We start from the raw sequence: 16,495 nt of genomic DNA on the forward strand, positions 1-16,495 counted from the left end.
TCATCTGTTGAATTACCCATTCCCGGGTCTCTGCTGAATAGCGTTTCATCTTCCATTCGCTGTCCGCCCCCCAATCTTTACATCAATCGGTTCGGGTGAGGCGACAACTAGCCTGACATGGAGGGGCCGCCGCAAAGAAAAGTAGGCAAAAGAAAGCGGCTCACACCGCTAACTCTTAAATGGGAACCGCGCGAGATTCATGGTAGTGGTGCATCTGGAATCCGGTCCCCCGCGCATTATGCGGTAGTGACAAAGCACTCATCAGCGCCCACTCCGCACTGCGTGCGTCGCGGATGGGAACACCACGGAAGTCGAAAAACCGACGGTTGTAGAACGACCCGGGGGCGCGCGAAGCGCCGCCGGAAGAATGACTGCCTTGTCACAAGAGCGGAGTGTGCGGGAACACGGATTCCAGATGCACCACTACCAAGGAAATGCCGCGGGGCCCGCTTAATGGTTAGCGGTGTGAGCCGCTTTCTCTTGCTTACTTCTCTTTGCGGCGGCAAAGAGAAGTAAGTGCCCCCCCCGCACAGGGGGAACGCTAATAGACCACTAACAATGCAAGGAAAGGCCAAAGGCCCAAAAAGCCAGAGCAACGAAAAAACCCTCACCGCCGACCGGCCAAATCCACATTCAAACTCCCATCCCCCCCCATCCTGACGACCCCTTTGGAAACATCCCTTCGATACCCATAAAGATCGAACTTCATCACCCCAGGATTAGAAGAATCCTTAATAAAAGTCCGAGTATTCGTGACCAACGAATTAAACATCTTCACATCCCCGGCTTCGATCCAGACGAAGCTCTTCCCGGCATCGGCCGGCGGCCGCGCCACCGCCACCCCCGCCTCCCGTTTGAACTTCAAAACCAGCCCGTCATCGGTCACCGTCGCACTGGCAAGCCGCCCCTGCAAAACCGGCGGCGGAAACACCGTGTACTGATCGAACACAAGCTCATTCCCCTTCAGAGCCACACCTTTGCGCGTGAAAGGCGTCAACGAAGCCAACGGAATATCCAACGCCCGCAACAGCCCAGCCTGCGGTACCCCCAACACCTTCACGGAAGTCGGCTGATAAACCAGATGCCGCTCATCGGCGGCGACGATCGAGCCGCTCATCGTCGTCGGCAACCACACGCCGGGAAAGTGATTCCACAACTTGATCCCGCCGGAAACCTGAAGCTGCCCGTCCACCGGTTTCAACTGCAAATCGTTGAGCGAGCGCGGCTCGTAATCGAGCAGATAGTCGTTGAAAAGCGCCGCCATCGCCGGCCACGGCTCGACCACCTCGCCACCGACGATCCGGATATCGTACTGATCCGGATCGTCGAGATCGACCGGTTGACCCGGCTTCTTCGGCACCATCTGCGCATCGAGCGAGCGCACGTGAAAACCGATCCGCCCCGCTACGTAGAAGTCGACGTTCTCGACGTGAATCAGCGGAGCCGGCCCGGCAGAATGCCGCTCATCCACGAGCGCCGAACCGGGCGTCGCCAGACCCGGTCCAGAGAGCGCAGCACGCGTGCTCACCGGCATCATCCGCGCCGAAGACGACGCGCTCTGACCTGCCGACGCGGTGCGCAGACCGCCCGGCACCTGCTGCCAGACCTGCCGGGCCTGCGCCAGCGCCGCCTGCTGCGCGCGAATGATGCTGTCGTTAAAGCGCGCACTTGCGCTACCCACCTGCCCCGGCGATTCCTTGGCCGCAGCAGCCCCGGCACTCGCCAGGCTCGTATAGGAAGGCAGATGCACATCCAGCGCACCCGCTTCGTCGAAAGTGAAATAGCCCGCCGCCATCTGATCGCGATAGTGATAAAGATCCAGCACGAACGGCGCGTTCGCCTCGGTCGGCGTCAAGGCCATGTCGATATTCATCGGCATCGAACGCATGAACTTCACGTCGCCGCCCTGCACCAGCAAACCGCGCGGCGGCATCGTCGCGGGCCAGTCGATCTTCGGCACCGTGTGGTCGTCGAGCGTGAAGCGCACGCCGGCCGCGCTCGTATCGATCTGCGTGATCGTCATGTTCAGCGCGGGCGGCGGCGTCAGTTTGGCCACCTGCATCACGACGTCGTCGCCTTCGAGACGCGCGATCGGCGTGTCGACTTTCAGCAGATCGGCCATCCGCACGTGCGCGGCCTGCATCAACTTGTCCGCGGCCACGCCGGCCACTTCGATATGGTTGGCGTGGAACACGAGTTCGCCGGCGCTGCGCATCGACATCGAACCGCCGAGCACGATCGGCACCCACGTGTCCCGATGCATCTCACCGGTAATACGCAGCGTGCCGCCGTCCTGCGGCACGACGCGCATGTTACGCAACGGCGAACCCTGATACTGGAACAGATAACGGTTGAAAATTGCCGTGAGCTTGGCGCTGTCGAGCGTGACTTCGCCGCGATGCACGTTGATCGTCACGCTGGTCGGATCGTCGAACACGATCGGCTGCCCGGGATGCGAAGGCGTCAGCGTGGCCGCCATGTCGTGAATCATGAAGCCGATGTCGCCGGTCACGCGGAAATCGACATCGCGCGCGAACATCAGCGAGCCGTCGATACCGGAGTCGCGCAAGGTCAGCGGGCGCACACGCCGCTCGGCCATGCCGCTCGCCGACGGCACCCGCGCGGCGACGCTTCGTTCGGCAGCGAGTTGTTTGGCCTTTGCGACTTCGAGCGAGGTGCGGGCCGCCGCGGCATCGCGTTGCGCCGCGTTGCCGGAAGCCGGAACATCGGGATGGGCGTTCGCCGCCTCGCGGCTGTCGCTTGCCCCACTGTTGCTGCCAGCCGCCGCGCCCGCGTCGTTCTGCCCGGCAGCCGCCGGCGCATTCACAGCACTCAGGGCATTCACGGCACTTGCCCCACTCGCCGATCCAGCGCCCGTGGTGGAACTCGCATCGGCGCAAGCGGACATCAGCAACGCGGCCGTGAGGACGGTCAGACCGGCACCCATCGGCCTGCGCCATCCATTGCCGCCCGACTGCCCGCGTTGCAATCGCATCGTCCGCAGCGTCTTTTCAGCCTGTTCGCCAGTCTTTCTCATGATGTCTCCTCCTCTAGCCGCGATGCGCCTCTGGCACGCCGGGCCGACATGGTTCGTCACGCATACACCGGCTTTAAACAGCAAGCCGACGGCGCGCGTCTTTCACCTGATTGTCTTGATTTGTCCGCGCGCTGCCGACAAGATTTCTGGAGGACGCTCACCAAACGATCAAGCGTTTGAATCGCTACGCTGGGTCCCGGGAAAGCCGCGCGCATTCTGCGTTGGCGGCCCGCGGGCGCACCGAATTCAAACGGCATGATTAGGGCAGATGGGAAGGCACCGGCGCGATGAACGGCCGCGCCACGCACCGTATCAGTAGAAACCAGCACGTCATTTCGAATACGGCACGGCCCAATCGACGCAGCCCGGCGCGCGTATCAGCCTACGCCGAGCCATTCCTGCATCACGTCGCGCCGCTCTATGAAATCCGCCAATTCTCCATCGAACACGATCTGTCCATGACCCATGACGGCGACGCGACTGGCGAGTTCCTGCGCCAGCGTCAGCTGCTGCTCGATCAGCAGCATGGCGACGCCCCGATCGCGCAGCAGGCGCAAGCAGCGCGCGACCTGCGTCATCACGAGACTGGCGAGCCCTTCACCGGGTTCGTCGATCACCAGCAGATCCGGGTCGCCGAGCAGCGCCCGCGCGAGCGTCAACATCTGCTGCTCGCCGCCCGACAGCGCGCCCGCGCGCGTGCGCTGGCGCTCCAGCAGCACGGGAAACAGACTGTAGGCGTCGTCGAAACCGAAGCGCGGCGCACGACCACGCACACTCGCACGCCCATGCGGCGCGACGCCGAGCTGCAGATTCTCGTGAACGGTAAGCGTCGGAAACACATCGCGATGTTCCGGCACGTAGCCGAGCCCGAGCCGCGCGATCTCGAAGGTCCGCAGGCCGCCGAGCGCCGTGCCCGCGAAACGCAGCTCGCCCTCGCTGCGCACGAGTCCCATGACGGCACGCGCCAGCGTCGAGCGACCCGAACCGTTGCGGCCGACCAGCGCGAGCACCTCGCCCGCTGCGACGCCGAGCGTCACGCCGTGCAAGACCTGGCTCGCGCCGTACCACGCGTTCAGTCCGCGAATGTCGAGCAAGGCGCTCATGCGTCGAACCCTTCGCCGAGATAGGCGGCGCGCACGGCCGCATCCGCGCGAATCTCGGCGGGCGTGCCGCTCGCAATCACCCTGCCCTGCACCAGCACTGAAATGCGATCGGCGAGCGCGAATACCGCGTCCATGTCGTGCTCGACCATCAGCAGCGTGCGGCCCGCGGTGGCCTCGCGGATCAGCTCGATCGCCCGCGCTGCTTCGGCGCGGTTCATGCCCGCCGTCGGCTCGTCGAGCAGCAAGGTGTGCGCGCCGCCCGCGAGGGCGAGTCCGAGGTCCAGCGCGCGTTGTTCGGCGTAGCTCAGGGCGCCGGCCGCGGCATGCCGGCGCCCGCTCAGACCGACGGCGTCGAGCACCTGGTCCGCGCGCGCATCGACGGCGCGCGAAGCGCTCAACCGTTGCCACCAGCGCAGCCGGTCACGCTCTGCAAGCAGCGCCGCGCAACGCAGGTTGTCGCGCACACTCAGCCGGGCGAACACACTGGTGGTCTGGAAGCTGCGCGCCAGCCCGCGACGCGCGATCGTCGACGGCGCGAGCCGCGTGATCTCCGCGCCGAACAGATCGATGCGCCCGGCGTCCGGCCGCGCACCGCCGGCAATCAGATTGAACAACGTGGATTTGCCCGCGCCGTTCGGTCCGATCAACGCATGACGTTCGCCGGGTTCGATCGTGAGATCGACGCCGCGCAGGATCTGCGTGGCGCCGAAGCGCTTTTCGATGCCATAGAGCGCGAGCGCGGGGGTCATGGCGCGTCCCCGTCGGTGGATTGCGATGCGTGTGCGCGTAAGCCCGTGGAAGCATGGAGTCGGGCGCGTGCGCGCAGCGCGGCATGCGCCGCGAAGGCGCCCGACGCGGCGAGTGCCGTCAGTGTGAGGCCGAGTGTCCATGCGCCGGAGCCTGAGGCGATCGACTGTGCAGACGCGGGCAATGTGGGTAATGCAGGCAACGCAGGCAACGTGAACAGCCCGGCGACCACCGTGCCGTCGTCCGCGCCGAACTGCACGGCATACGCCCACTGCACCGCGACCACCACTGCCGCGCCGAGCAACAGCACGGCAGCCGAAGCCCACAGATAAAAGCCGCGGCACCCGCGCCATCCCCATGCATCGATTCGAGCACCGTGGCGTCGCGCGAAGCCGGCGAGTCCATCCGGCGAAGCCATCACGATGACGATGAACAGCAGTCCCAGATAAAACAGCCACGCCCGCGTCATGCTGCCCACCACCACGCTGAAAAAGGTGAGCACGATGGCGCCCGCCACCGGCCCAAAAAACGAAGCCGTGCCGCCGATCACCGTTGCAATCAGCACGGCGCCCGAGCGCATCATGCCAACGCTTTCGGTGGATACCAGTTCGACGTCGATCAGCCCCAACGTCCCCGCGATGCCCGCAAAAAACGCCGCCAGCACCACGACGCCATGGCGCACGCGGCGCGGATAGCAGCCGATCGCCGCGGCCCGTGCCGGGTTGTCGCGCACCGCATTCGCGAGCCGCATGAAGGCCGTGCGGGACAGACCGAACATCGCGACGCTCGCCAGCAGACACCACGACGCGATCAGCCCATACGCTTCGCGCGCCGGGCCAAACGTCCAGCCTGCGAGCGCCGCTGCATGGGTTCGATCGATGGCGACGCCCGCCTCGCCGCCGAACCAGTCGGGCAGCGTCCACGCGGCCGCCGAGATCAGTTCACCGATGCCGAGCGTGATCATCGCGAAGGCCGTGCCGGCCCGGCGGGTCGAGACGAAGCCGAACACGACACCGCACAACGCAGCGCCCAGTCCGCCGATCAAAGGCAGCAGCACGAGCGGCACGGCGAACCGGTTGAAAATCTGCGCGGCGATCAGCGCGCCGAGTCCGGCGTACGCCGCGTGGCCGAACGACAGCAGCCCGGTTTCGCCGAGCAGCAAGTTGTACGACAGCGCAAAGACGATCATCGCCGCGGTTTGCGACAGCCAGGCGAGCAGCCAGCTTTGCGGCCAGATCGAAGGCGGCACCACGAGCCACGCGATCAGCGCGAGCCATGGCGCAGCACGCCGCCACGCGGGCTCACGCATGGTCGTCACGCTGCCCGAACAGGCCGCGCGGACGCACCGCGAGCATCGCCACCAGCAGCACGTAGGGAATCAGCGGTGCGAGTTGCGCGAGCGTGAGCGCGTCCCACTCGGGCGGCAACGCGCCGCCGAAGGTCGGCCAGAGTTCGCCTAGCGACAGCTCGCTCGCTACCGCAAAGGTTTGCACGCATCCCACCAGCAGCGACGCTGCCAGCGCGCCGCCCAGCGAGCCCAGTCCACCGATGACGACCACCACGAAGACGATCGACCCGAGCGAGTCCGCCATGGCCGGCTCGATCACGAACAGCGGTGCGCCGATCACCCCGGCCAGCGCCGCGAGCGCCGTGCCGGCCGCGAACACGCCGGTGAACACACGTGGCACGTCGTGACCGAGCGCTTCGACGGCGCTCGCGTGCGTGAGCGCGGCCCGCACGATCAGCCCCGCCTTCGACACCCGCAATACCGCGTAGAGAATACCCAGCATGGCGAGCGAGACGGCCATCATGAACACCCGATAGCGCGCGAACGCCGCGCCGTAGATCGTGAACAACGGCCCGTCGAGCAGGGCGGGCACGCTGGCGCTCAACGGCCCCAGACCCCAGCCGAGCTTGACCAGTTCGCCGAGCAGATACGCCGCGCCGAAAGTCAGCAGCAACTCGGCGAGATGGCCATGCCCGTGCCTGCGCACGCGGCGCAACAGCCAGCGTTCGAGCGCCGCGCCGAGCGCGCCGACGAGCAGCGGCGCGAGCACCAGCGCGCTCCAGAATCCCGCGTACTTCGCGACCGACAAGCCCACGTAAGCGCCGAGCATGTAGAAGCTCGCATGCGCGAAGTTCAGCACGCCGAGCATGCTGAAAATCAACGTCAGTCCGGCCGATAGCATGAATAGCAGCAGGCCGTAACTGACGCCGTTGAGCAGATTGACGACGACGGATTGCACGCGGCTAGTCCGTCTGCGCAGGCGCGTCGGTCGCTGCATCGCCCGGCGCGTTGTCCGGCGCGTTGTCCGGCGCGTTGTCCGGCGCGACCAGCGGGGCGAGCGCGGCGCGCAGCGCTTCCGGCAAGCTCACCGGACGGCGGGTGGCGCGATCCACGTACACATGCACGAAATGACCCTGAGCGGCGGGTTGCGACGCCCCTTCGCGGAACAGGCCGACTTCGTAGCGCACACTCGAATTGCCGAGCCGCACGACCCGCAAACCCGCATCGATCCGTTCCGGAAAGGCCAGCGGCGCAAAGTAGTTGCACTGCGTTTCGATCACCAGTCCGATAGTCGCGCCGCGGTCGTAGTCGAGCACGCCGGCACGGATCAGGTACTCGTTCACCACAGTGTCGAAGTAGCTGTAGTAGACGACGTTGTTCACGTGACCGTAGACATCGTTGTCCATCCAGCGGGTGGGGATCGACAGGAAATGCGGGTAAGCCGCGCGCGCGGCGGGAGCAGGTTTGTTCATCGTGGCCTGGCTGGGCGTCGTGAAGTGGCTTTGAGGCGAAGGTGAAAACCGGTTTTACTGTCCTGGCCGTTCAACGAATTCGAACGGCAAGCCGCGCCGGCGCATCCATTCGCCGAGCGCCTGGCCGGTGCCCGCGCGCCACGGCCGCAACTTGGCCGGCTCGATCAGCCGGTATTCGAGCAACTCCGGCGACAGCGCCACGGTGCCGTGCGCCTTCACGTGATACGCGATGATCAACTCGTTCTTGCGGATGAACTCGTACACGCCGATCAGCTCGACGCTGTCCGCATGCAGCGAGGTCTCTTCGAGCACTTCGCGCGCGATGCCCTCTTCCGGCGTCTCGCCGTTTTCGAGGAAACCGGTGATCAGCGCGAACATGCCTTCGGGCCACGCGGCGTTGCGCGCGAGCAGAATCTTGCCTTCGTATTCGACGATCGCCGCCACCACCGGCAGCGGATTGTTCCAGTGCACGTAGCCGCATTCGGGATCGGGACAGGTCTGGCGGATGCGGCCGCCCTCGTGTTCGGCGTCGGCGCGCTCGATCAGCGGCGTGGCGCAGCGTGGGCAAAATCGGTAGTCGGTCATGGCGTTGGGACGTTTTTATTGGAGCGGGGTCGTGAGGGGCGTCGTCCGTCGAGCGAGGCTCGCGCTGCGGCGGTCTTTTGTTTATATCGGTCGGTGCGGTTGCGGTTGCGGTTGCGGTTGCGGTTGCGGTTGCGGTTGCGGTTGCGGTTGCGGTTGCGGTTGCGGTTGCGGTTGCGGTTGCGGTTGCGGTTGCGATGCGGCTACGGCGAGCACGCGTCAGGCCGCGCACAAGGCGCGCACTTCGGCGGCGAAGCGCTCGACCGTTTCCGGTTGCGTGTCCCACGCGCACATCAACCGGCAACCGCCCGCGCCGATGAACTCGTAGAACTTCCAGCCGCGCGCTCGCATAACTTTGGCCGCCGCTGCGGGCAACTGCGCAAACACCGCGTTGGATTCGCGCGGAAACATGATGCCGACGCCAGGAATCTCCTGCAAGCGGGTTTGCAGGAGTTCGGCCATCGCGTTGGCGTGGCGGGCGTTGCGCAACCAGACGTCGTTGTCGAGCAGACCCAGCCAGGGCGCGGAAATAAAGCGCATTTTCGAGGCGAGCTGGCCGGCCTGCTTGAGGCGATAGGCGAAGTCGTCGGCGAGCGCGCGGTCGAAGAACACCACCGCTTCGCCGACCGGCAAGCCGTTCTTGGTACCGCCGAAACACAGCACGTCCACGCCCGCGCGCCACGTGATCTCCGACGGATGCACGTCGAGCGCCGCGACCGCGTTCGCGAAACGCGCGCCATCCATATGGACTTTCAGATGCCGCCGCTTGGCGATGGCCGCGATCGCGCGGATTTCATCGACGCTGTAGACGGTGCCCACTTCCGTCGATTGCGTCAGCGTGACGACCTTCGGCTTCGGATAGTGGATGTCGGCACGGCGCGTGACCACCGCTTCGATCGCATCGGGCGTGAGCTTGCCGCCGACGCCCGGCGCGGTCAGCAGTTTCGAGCCGCCGGAGAAAAACTCGGGACCGCCGCATTCGTCGGTTTCGATATGCGCGAGTTCGTGGCAGATGACCGAGTGATACGACTGGCACAACGACGCCAGCGCGAGCGAGTTGGCCGCCGTGCCGTTGAAGACGAAGAACACTTCGCAGTCGGTCTGGAACAGATCGCGCAGCCGGTCGCAAACCTGATGGGTCCACGAGTCGTCGCCGTAAGCGGGCTCGTGGCCGCTGTTGTTGGCGGTGATGAGCGCCTCGAGCGCTTCGGGACAGATGCCGGCGTAGTTATCGGACGCGAAATGTTGCATGGCGGGCGGCGCGGCCGTCGACCGGCGCGCTGGGATGACGGGAAAGCGGTCATTCTAGTGTGCCGGTGGGAGGTTTGGGTTTTCGCGGGACGGGGCTGGGGGTTCGGCGGGGCTTGGGTTGGGCTTGGGTTGGGCTTGGGTTGGGCTTGGGTTGGGCTTGGGTTGGGCTTGGGTTGGGCTTGGGTTGGGCCCGTGAAAACCGGTTACTGGCAGCCGCAGTCGGGCATGCGGGTTCGGGTTCAGCGTTGGGGTTGGTTTTTGGGTTGGTTTTGGGGTTGGTCTTGAGGTTCGCCTCGGTGTCGTCCTCGGCCACGCGGCACGCTCACGGCGATCAAACCGAATGCACCCGCGAGCAACGCCCCTGACGCCAGCCACAACGCGGGCGAGAACGAGCCGGTGTGGCTCGCGATCGGTGCGGCGACCAGCGGACCCAGAATCTGCCCGACGCCGTAGGCGGCCGTCGCGTAGCCCATGAGCCCGGCGGCGGAATCGCCGTGATGACGCCGCGCCTCGCGCATGGCGAACATCGTGATGGCGGTGAACGGTAACCCGATCAGCATGCTGCCGAGCGAGAACCCACCGGCCGTCGGCCAGATGATGCCGAGCGCGATGCCCGCCGCTTGCAGCACGTAGCAGCCGGCGAGCAGCAGCCGGTTATCCCAATAGGTCGGCAGTCGCGCCGCCAGCAACGCGCCGACCACCAGCGCCGCACCGAACATCGGCCAGAACAGATCGGGCCAGGCCGAGCCGGGCAACGCGTGACGGGCGATCACCGGCAAAAAGGTCGCGGTGATGATGTAGCCAAAGCCCGGCACGCCATAGAGCAGGATGAGCCAGATGGTGTCGGCGTTGTGGCGTGGTTTGGATGGCGTGGGTGCTTTTGCTGCGTGGGTGGCGTGGGTGGCGTGGGTGGCGTGGGTGGCGTGGGTGGCGTGGGTGGCGTTGGTCGGGCTCGTTGCGCTGGTTGCTGCGCTGCTCGCGGTGCCGGCGTGCCCGCCGAAAAGCGGCCACACCATAATGGCCAACACCGCCCCGATGATCCCGAAACCGATCCACCCGGCGCGCGCGCCATAGCTACCCGCGGCGCTGACCAGCAAGCCCGTCCCGACGATGCCGAATCCCGGCCCCGTGTAAATCAGTCCGCTCCAGCCATGCGCGCCGAGTTCCGCGAGGCGCTGCAAACCCCATTGCGACGCGAACACGAAGGTCCACGCGCTGACCGCACCGGCGACGAAACGCACCATCGCCCAGACCCAGAACTGGTTCGTGACGCCCATTGCGAGCGTGAGCAGAACCGTCAGGACGAGACCCAGCCGGACCATTCGCGCCGCGCTGACCCGCAGCGCCGCGCAGGCCACGGCGCCGACGAAATAGCCCGCGTAGTTGAACGAGGCGAGCCAGCCGCCGTGCTGAATGTCCAGCAGGGGCCTGCCGGCCGCACCGCCATGCAGCATCAGCGGTAAAAGCGGCGTGAAGGCGAAGCGTCCGATACCGAGCGCCACAGCCAGCGTGACCATACAGGCCAGGGCGGCGCGGCGGGCGGCATGCCGGTCGACGGCGACGACGTGTGCGGTGGAAGTGAGATCGTTCATGATCGGTCCGATTCGAGGTGATGGCCGGTTGCCGGAACGGCATACCCCGGCGATACGTTGGATCTTAGCTTGACCTTTCAATCACTTAAAATGAATAATTCGGATGCTATCCATCGTCAGGAGAGAACTATGGATCTGGCCGCTCTGGCTATTTTTCGCGCCGTGGTGCGCGAAAACGGTGTCACGCGTGCCGCGGCGAAGCTCAACCGCGTGCAGTCGAACGTGACGACGCGTATCAAGCAGCTCGAAGAACAGTTGGGCACGGACCTGTTCATCCGCGACGGACGGCGTCTCGTGCTGACGCCCGCGGGCGAAACCCTGCTGCCCTACGCCGAACGCCTGCTCGCCCTCGCCGACGAAGCCCGTCACGCAGTGCGCGAAGATCGTCCCAGCGGCCGCTTGCGGCTCGGCGCAATGGAGAGCGTCGCGGCCGCCCGTCTACCCGGCGTGCTCGCGCAATACCATCAGCAATGGCCGGACGTCGCGCTCGAACTGGAAACCGGCACGACCGACAAGCTGATCGAACGGGTTCGCGAATTCGAAGTGGACGCCGCGCTGATTGCGACGCCGCTGGACATCGTCGGTGCGTTCGGCGACCTGTTCGAAACGGTGCCGGTATTCCGCGAAGAACTGGTGATGCTGACACCGCGCGGGCATCGGCCGATCAAGGCAGTCCGCGACATCGCGTTGTCGACGCTGATCGCGTTCGAGCATGGCTGCGCTTACCGCTCATACATCGAGAAGTGGTACGTCGAGCATGGCGTGAGGCCGGCCCGCGTGCTGGAACTCGGTTCGTATCACGCGATCGTGGCGTGTGTGGCCGCGGGTGCGGGCGTGGCGGTAGCGCCCCGCTCGGTGATGAACATGCAAACCGATACGAGCAATATCGCCGTGCACGAACTGCCCGACGTCGCGCCGATCGAGACGCTGCTCGTCTGGCGGCGTGGACATTTTTCTTCTGCGCTGAATGCGTTGAAGCAGAGTTTGCTGGCGGGGAGTGAGGCGGTTGGATCGCCGGGTGTCGCGACGGCGGCCGTGGGTGTGAATTGATGCTCCGGGCGTTCGCCGGTCGCGTTCACGGTTCGCAAATGGGAAGGCCACGCGGGAAGGCCCCGCGGGATGCTGAAATTTTCAGCATCCCGCGGGGCCTTTTCTGCTTCGATCTGAACCGGTCTCGAAGCGCTTCTGGAGGAACGATTCCGGCTTACTGCCGGATCAAAGCTGTGCTTCGACCCAGGCCTTCACGCCGGCGAGAGCGGCCGGCAGATTCGCCGGTTCGGTGCCGCCCGCTTGCGCCATGTCCGGCCGGCCACCGCCCTTGCCGCCCACCTGTTGCGCGACGAAGTTGACGAGTTCGCCGGCCTTGACCTTCTTGCTCGCATCCGCCGTGACACCGGCAATCAGGCTGACCTTGCCGCCTTCGACCGAAGCCAGCACGATGGCGGCACTCCTGAGCTTGTCCTTCAGCTTGTCGACAGTCTCGCGCAGCGTCTTCACGTCCGCGCCTTCGAGCGTTGCCGCCAGCACCTGCACGCCGGCCACGTCGATTGCCTGACCAACGAGTTCGTCGCCCTGACTCGACGCCATCTTCGACTTCAACGCGCTCAATTCCTTTTCGAGCGACTTCACCTGGTCCTGAACCTGGGTGATGCGTTGCGTCAGTTCCGAAGGTTGCGCCTTCAGCACCGCTGCCGCCGCATTGATGCGCGCATCGAGGTCCTGCACGAAGCGCACGGCATTGTCGCCGGTGATGGCTTCCACCCGGCGGATACCGGCGGCCACGCCGCCTTCCATTACGATCTTGAACAGGCCGATGTCGCCGGTACGCTGCACGTGCGTTCCGCCGCACAGTTCGCGCGAGAAGCCGAGGTCGAGCACACGGACTTCGTCGCCGTACTTCTCGCCGAACAGCGCCATGGCGCCGCCCTTCACCGCGTCGTCGAACGACATCACACGGACCACGCCCGGCGAGTTCGCCAGCACTTCGGCATTGACGATTTCTTCGACCCGGCGGATCTGCTCGTCGGTCATGGGCGCGTTGTGCGCGAAGTCGAAGCGGGTCTTGTCGGCGTCGACGAGCGAACCCTTTTGCTGCACGTGCGAGCCGAGCACTTCGCGCAACGCCTTGTGCATCAGATGCGTGGCCGAGTGATTGCGCTGTGTGCGCGCGCGGCGCACCGTGTCGATCTCCGCTTTCACGACATCGCCCACTTTCAGCGTGCCCTGCTCGAGCGTGCCGTGATGACCGACTACGTCGGCCTGCACCTTGAGCGTGTCCGCCACCGCGAAGCGCACGCTCGCGTTGCCGAGCACACCCTGGTCGCCGACCTGACCGCCCGACTCCGCGTAGAACGGCGTGTGGTCGAGCACGACGACGGCCTGCTGGCCGGCTTGCACTTCATTCACCGACGAGCCGTCCACATACAGCGAGACGACTTTCGCGTCGTCGAACGCGATTTTTTCGTAACCGTGGAACGTGGTCTTCGCGCCCGAGTATTCGAGCCCTTGCGCACTCTTGAACTTGCCGGCCGCACGCGCCTGTTCGCGCTGCCGCGCCATGGCTTCGTCGAACGCGGCTTCGTCGACCGTGACTTCGCGTTCGCGGCAGACGTCGGCGGTCAGGTCGAGCGGGAAGCCGTATGTGTCGTGCAGCTTGAACGCGAGTTCACCGTCGAGCGTCTTGCTGCCTTTGGCGTCGAGGTCGGCCAGCGCGCTGTCGAGAATCGACATGCCGTGCTCGATGGTCTCGAAGAAGCGCTCTTCTTCCTGACGCAGCACGTCGGTCACGCGTTGCTCGGCTTCCTTCAGTTCCGGATACGCCGCGCCCATCTGCTCGACGAGGTCGGGCACCATGCGATGGAAGAACGAGCCCTTCTTGCCGAGCTTGTAGCCATGACGGATGGCGCGCCGCACGATACGGCGCAGCACGTAGCCGCGGCCTTCGTTGCCCGGAATCACGCCGTCGACGATCAGGAACGAGCACGCGCGGATGTGGTCGGCGATGACCTTCAGCGAATTGTTCGTGAGGTCCGACGTTGCCGTTTCGCGAGCCGCAGCCTTGATGAGCGACTGGAACAGGTCGATTTCGTAGTTGCTATGCACGTGCTGCAGCACGGCCGCCAGACGCTCGAGACCCATGCCGGTGTCGACGCTCTGCTTGGGCAACTTCGTCATGTTGCCTTGCGGGTCGCGATTGAACTGCATGAACACGAGATTCCAGATCTCGATGAAGCGGTCGCCGTCTTCTTCCGGCGACCCGGGCGGGCCACCCCAGATTTCCGGGCCGTGGTCGTAGAACACTTCGGAACACGGTCCGCACGGGCCGGTGTCGCCCATGGTCCAGAAATTGTCGGAGGCGTAGCGTGCACCCTTGTTGTCGCCGATGCGGATGATCCGCTCTTTCGGCACGCCGATTTCGTTTTCCCAGATGGCGAACGCCTCGTCGTCTTCCTGATAGACCGTGACCGTCAGCTTGTCGGCCGGCAGTTGATAGACCTTGGTCAGCAATTCCCAGCAGTAATGGATGGCGTCGCGCTTGAAGTAGTCGCCGAACGAGAAATTGCCCAGCATTTCGAAGAACGTGTGGTGACGCGCGGTGTAGCCGACGTTTTCCAGGTCGTTGTGCTTGCCGCCCGCACGCACGCTGCGCTGCGCGGTCGTGGCACGCGAATACGGGCGCGATTCCGCGCCGAGGAAGACATCTTTGAACTGCACCATTCCCGAATTGGTGAAGAGCAGCGTCGGGTCGTTGCCGGGCACGAGGCTCGACGAGCGAACGATCGTATGGCCCTTCGATTCGAAGAATTTAAGGAATTTCTCGCGGATTTCGGCGGCTTTCATAGCGTGCGGGGGACGGGGTTTGCCAGTTCCCTGGCTGTTACCGGCAGCATCGTGAGATGCGCCAACTGTTTGTTTCTTAAACGACTGATTATACGGGATCGGCAAACCCGCGACGGCGCGGCCTGTGGCGTTGGCCGTTCGGCCAGGTTTGCACGCGCACGACGGGACACGGGATGGCGCAGGCGTCGACCCAGGCACCGTCCTAAGCTTGTCCTATGCCGTTCGGCCGACTGCACCGGTCCGCGGGAATCGCTTAAGATGCCTCCAGTTCGCGGCTCCCCCGCGCTGCCACAACCAACAAGGAGACTTCGAAGAATATGGGCGCTCTCAGTCATATTCGCGTGCTGGATCTGACGCGCGTACTCGCCGGACCGTGGTGCGGCCAGACACTTGCCGACTTCGGCGCCGACGTGATCAAGGTCGAGCGTCCCGAGGTCGGCGACGATACGCGTCACTGGGGGCCGCCCTATCTGAAAACGCAGCAGGGCGAAGACACCCGCGAAGCCGCCTACTACCTCGCGGCAAATCGCAACAAGCGCTCGGTCACGCTCGACATCGCATCGCCCGAAGGCCAGAGAATCGTTCGCGAACTGGCCGCGCAAAGCGACGTGGTGCTGGAGAACTACAAGGTCGGGCAACTCAGGAAGTACGGGCTCGATTACGCGTCGCTCAAAGAAGTGAAGCCCGACTTGATCTACTGCTCGGTCACCGGCTTCGGACAAACCGGACCGTACTCGCAGCGGGCCGGTTACGACTTCATCGTGCAGGGAATCGGCGGCTTCATGAGCATTACCGGCGAACGCGACGGCCAGCCCGGCGGTGGCCCGCAAAAAGCCGGCGTCGCTATCGCCGACCTGATGACCGGCATGTATTCGACGGTCGCCGTGCTTACCGCGCTCACGCACCGCGACCGGACCGGCGAAGGCCAGTACATCGACATGGCGTTGCTCGACGTACAGGTGGCCATGCTCGCGAACATGAATTCGAATTATCTGGCGAGCGGACAGCCGCCGGTGCGCTGGGGCAACGCGCATCCGAACATCGTGCCCTACCAGACCTTCCAGACGAGCGACGGCTGGATCATCGTCGCCGTGGGCAACGACGGCCAGTTCCGCAAATTCGTCGAGGTGGGCGGTCAGCCGGAACTCGCGGCCGACGACCGTTTTGCCACCAACCCGGCGCGCGTGCGCAACCGCGAGACTCTCGTGCCGCTGCTCGCCGCGATGGTGCGACTGCAGGGCAAGCAGACCTGGATTGCCGCGCTCGAAGCGGCGGGCGTGCCGTGCGGACCGATCAACGACCTCGGCGAAGTGTTCGAGAACGAGCAGGTGGTGGCGCGCGGCCTGCAGGTGGATCTGCCGCATCCTTCGGGCGGGACGGTCAAGCTGGTGCGCAACCCGATCAACATGAGCGCGACGCCACCCGAAGCGCTGAAGCATCCGCCCACGCTCGGCGAGCACACCGACAGCGTGCTACGCGATGTGCTCGGCTATGACGAAGAACGTATTGCGGCGTTACGAGCGCAGTCGGTGATTTGAAGTGAGGGGTGAGGGTCGGGGTGTTGCCGACCTTGCGGGATTAAC

At 65.1% G+C, this 16,495-nt stretch carries 12 protein-coding genes; 2 read left to right on the forward strand and 10 right to left on the reverse strand.

The annotated features are described in order from the left end of the window. Positions 1-607 precede the first annotated feature (607 nt). From FQ746_RS09020 to FQ746_RS09065, 9 genes are all read right to left on the reverse strand, one after another. A complete protein-coding gene (locus FQ746_RS09020; protein ID WP_144108907.1) occupies positions 608-2,995 on the reverse strand; it encodes a hypothetical protein in 2,388 nt (795 codons plus the stop codon). Between the two features lie 419 nt (positions 2,996-3,414). Further along, positions 3,415-4,140 carry an ABC transporter ATP-binding protein gene (locus tag FQ746_RS09025; RefSeq protein ID WP_144108625.1) on the reverse strand — a complete coding sequence of 242 codons (726 nt, stop codon included), beginning with the start codon at positions 4,138-4,140 and terminating at the stop codon, positions 3,415-3,417. After that, positions 4,137-4,889: an ABC transporter ATP-binding protein gene (locus FQ746_RS09030; RefSeq protein ID WP_144108627.1), complete on the reverse strand. Its 753-nt coding sequence runs from the start codon at positions 4,887-4,889 to the stop codon at positions 4,137-4,139. Before FQ746_RS09030 ends, FQ746_RS09025 begins: the two co-directional genes overlap by 4 nt. Next, entirely contained in the window at positions 4,886-6,196 is a 1,311-nt protein-coding gene (locus tag FQ746_RS09035) for a branched-chain amino acid ABC transporter permease (RefSeq protein ID WP_144108629.1), read from the reverse strand. The genes FQ746_RS09030 and FQ746_RS09035 overlap by 4 nt, the downstream gene beginning before the upstream one ends. Next, the gene (locus tag FQ746_RS09040; RefSeq protein WP_144108631.1) at positions 6,189-7,133 is read right to left on the reverse strand and encodes a branched-chain amino acid ABC transporter permease; all 945 of its coding nucleotides are present in this window, start codon (positions 7,131-7,133) and stop codon (positions 6,189-6,191) included. The genes FQ746_RS09035 and FQ746_RS09040 overlap by 8 nt, the downstream gene beginning before the upstream one ends. A 4-nt stretch (positions 7,134-7,137) precedes the next feature. Next, positions 7,138-7,647, reverse strand: coding sequence for an acyl-CoA thioesterase (locus FQ746_RS09045; protein WP_144108633.1), 510 nt, complete (start codon positions 7,645-7,647; stop codon positions 7,138-7,140). Positions 7,648-7,701: 54 nt separating this feature from the next. Then, entirely contained in the window at positions 7,702-8,232 is a 531-nt protein-coding gene (locus FQ746_RS09050) for an NUDIX domain-containing protein (protein WP_144108635.1), read from the reverse strand. A 216-nt stretch (positions 8,233-8,448) separates the two neighbouring features. After that, positions 8,449-9,480, reverse strand: a complete 1,032-nt coding sequence (locus tag FQ746_RS09060; RefSeq protein ID WP_144108639.1) for a threonine aldolase family protein — start codon at positions 9,478-9,480, stop codon at positions 8,449-8,451. Positions 9,481-9,719: 239 nt separating this feature from the next. Continuing rightward, complete coding sequence (locus FQ746_RS09065; RefSeq protein WP_144108641.1) at positions 9,720-11,072, reverse strand: YbfB/YjiJ family MFS transporter; 1,353 nt, start codon at positions 11,070-11,072, stop codon at positions 9,720-9,722. A gap of 129 nt (positions 11,073-11,201) precedes the next feature. Here FQ746_RS09065 and FQ746_RS09070 point away from each other — a divergent pair, with 129 nt between their 5' ends. Further along, positions 11,202-12,122: a LysR family transcriptional regulator gene (locus FQ746_RS09070; RefSeq protein ID WP_144108642.1), complete on the forward strand. Its 921-nt coding sequence runs from the start codon at positions 11,202-11,204 to the stop codon at positions 12,120-12,122. A gap of 165 nt (positions 12,123-12,287) precedes the next feature. On the opposite strand, the gene alaS is transcribed toward FQ746_RS09070, so the two are convergent. Continuing rightward, a complete protein-coding gene (alaS, locus tag FQ746_RS09075; RefSeq protein WP_144108644.1) occupies positions 12,288-14,912 on the reverse strand; it encodes an alanine--tRNA ligase in 2,625 nt (874 codons plus the stop codon). 317 nt (positions 14,913-15,229) lie between these two features. Here alaS and FQ746_RS09080 point away from each other — a divergent pair, with 317 nt between their 5' ends. Continuing rightward, positions 15,230-16,450, forward strand: a complete 1,221-nt coding sequence (locus tag FQ746_RS09080) for a CaiB/BaiF CoA transferase family protein (RefSeq protein WP_144108646.1) — start codon at positions 15,230-15,232, stop codon at positions 16,448-16,450. The last annotated feature ends 45 nt before the right edge of the window (positions 16,451-16,495 follow it).

The organism is Paraburkholderia sp. BCC1886 (genome assembly GCF_900996245.1).
Taxonomy (GTDB): Bacteria; Pseudomonadota; Gammaproteobacteria; order Burkholderiales; family Burkholderiaceae; genus Paraburkholderia.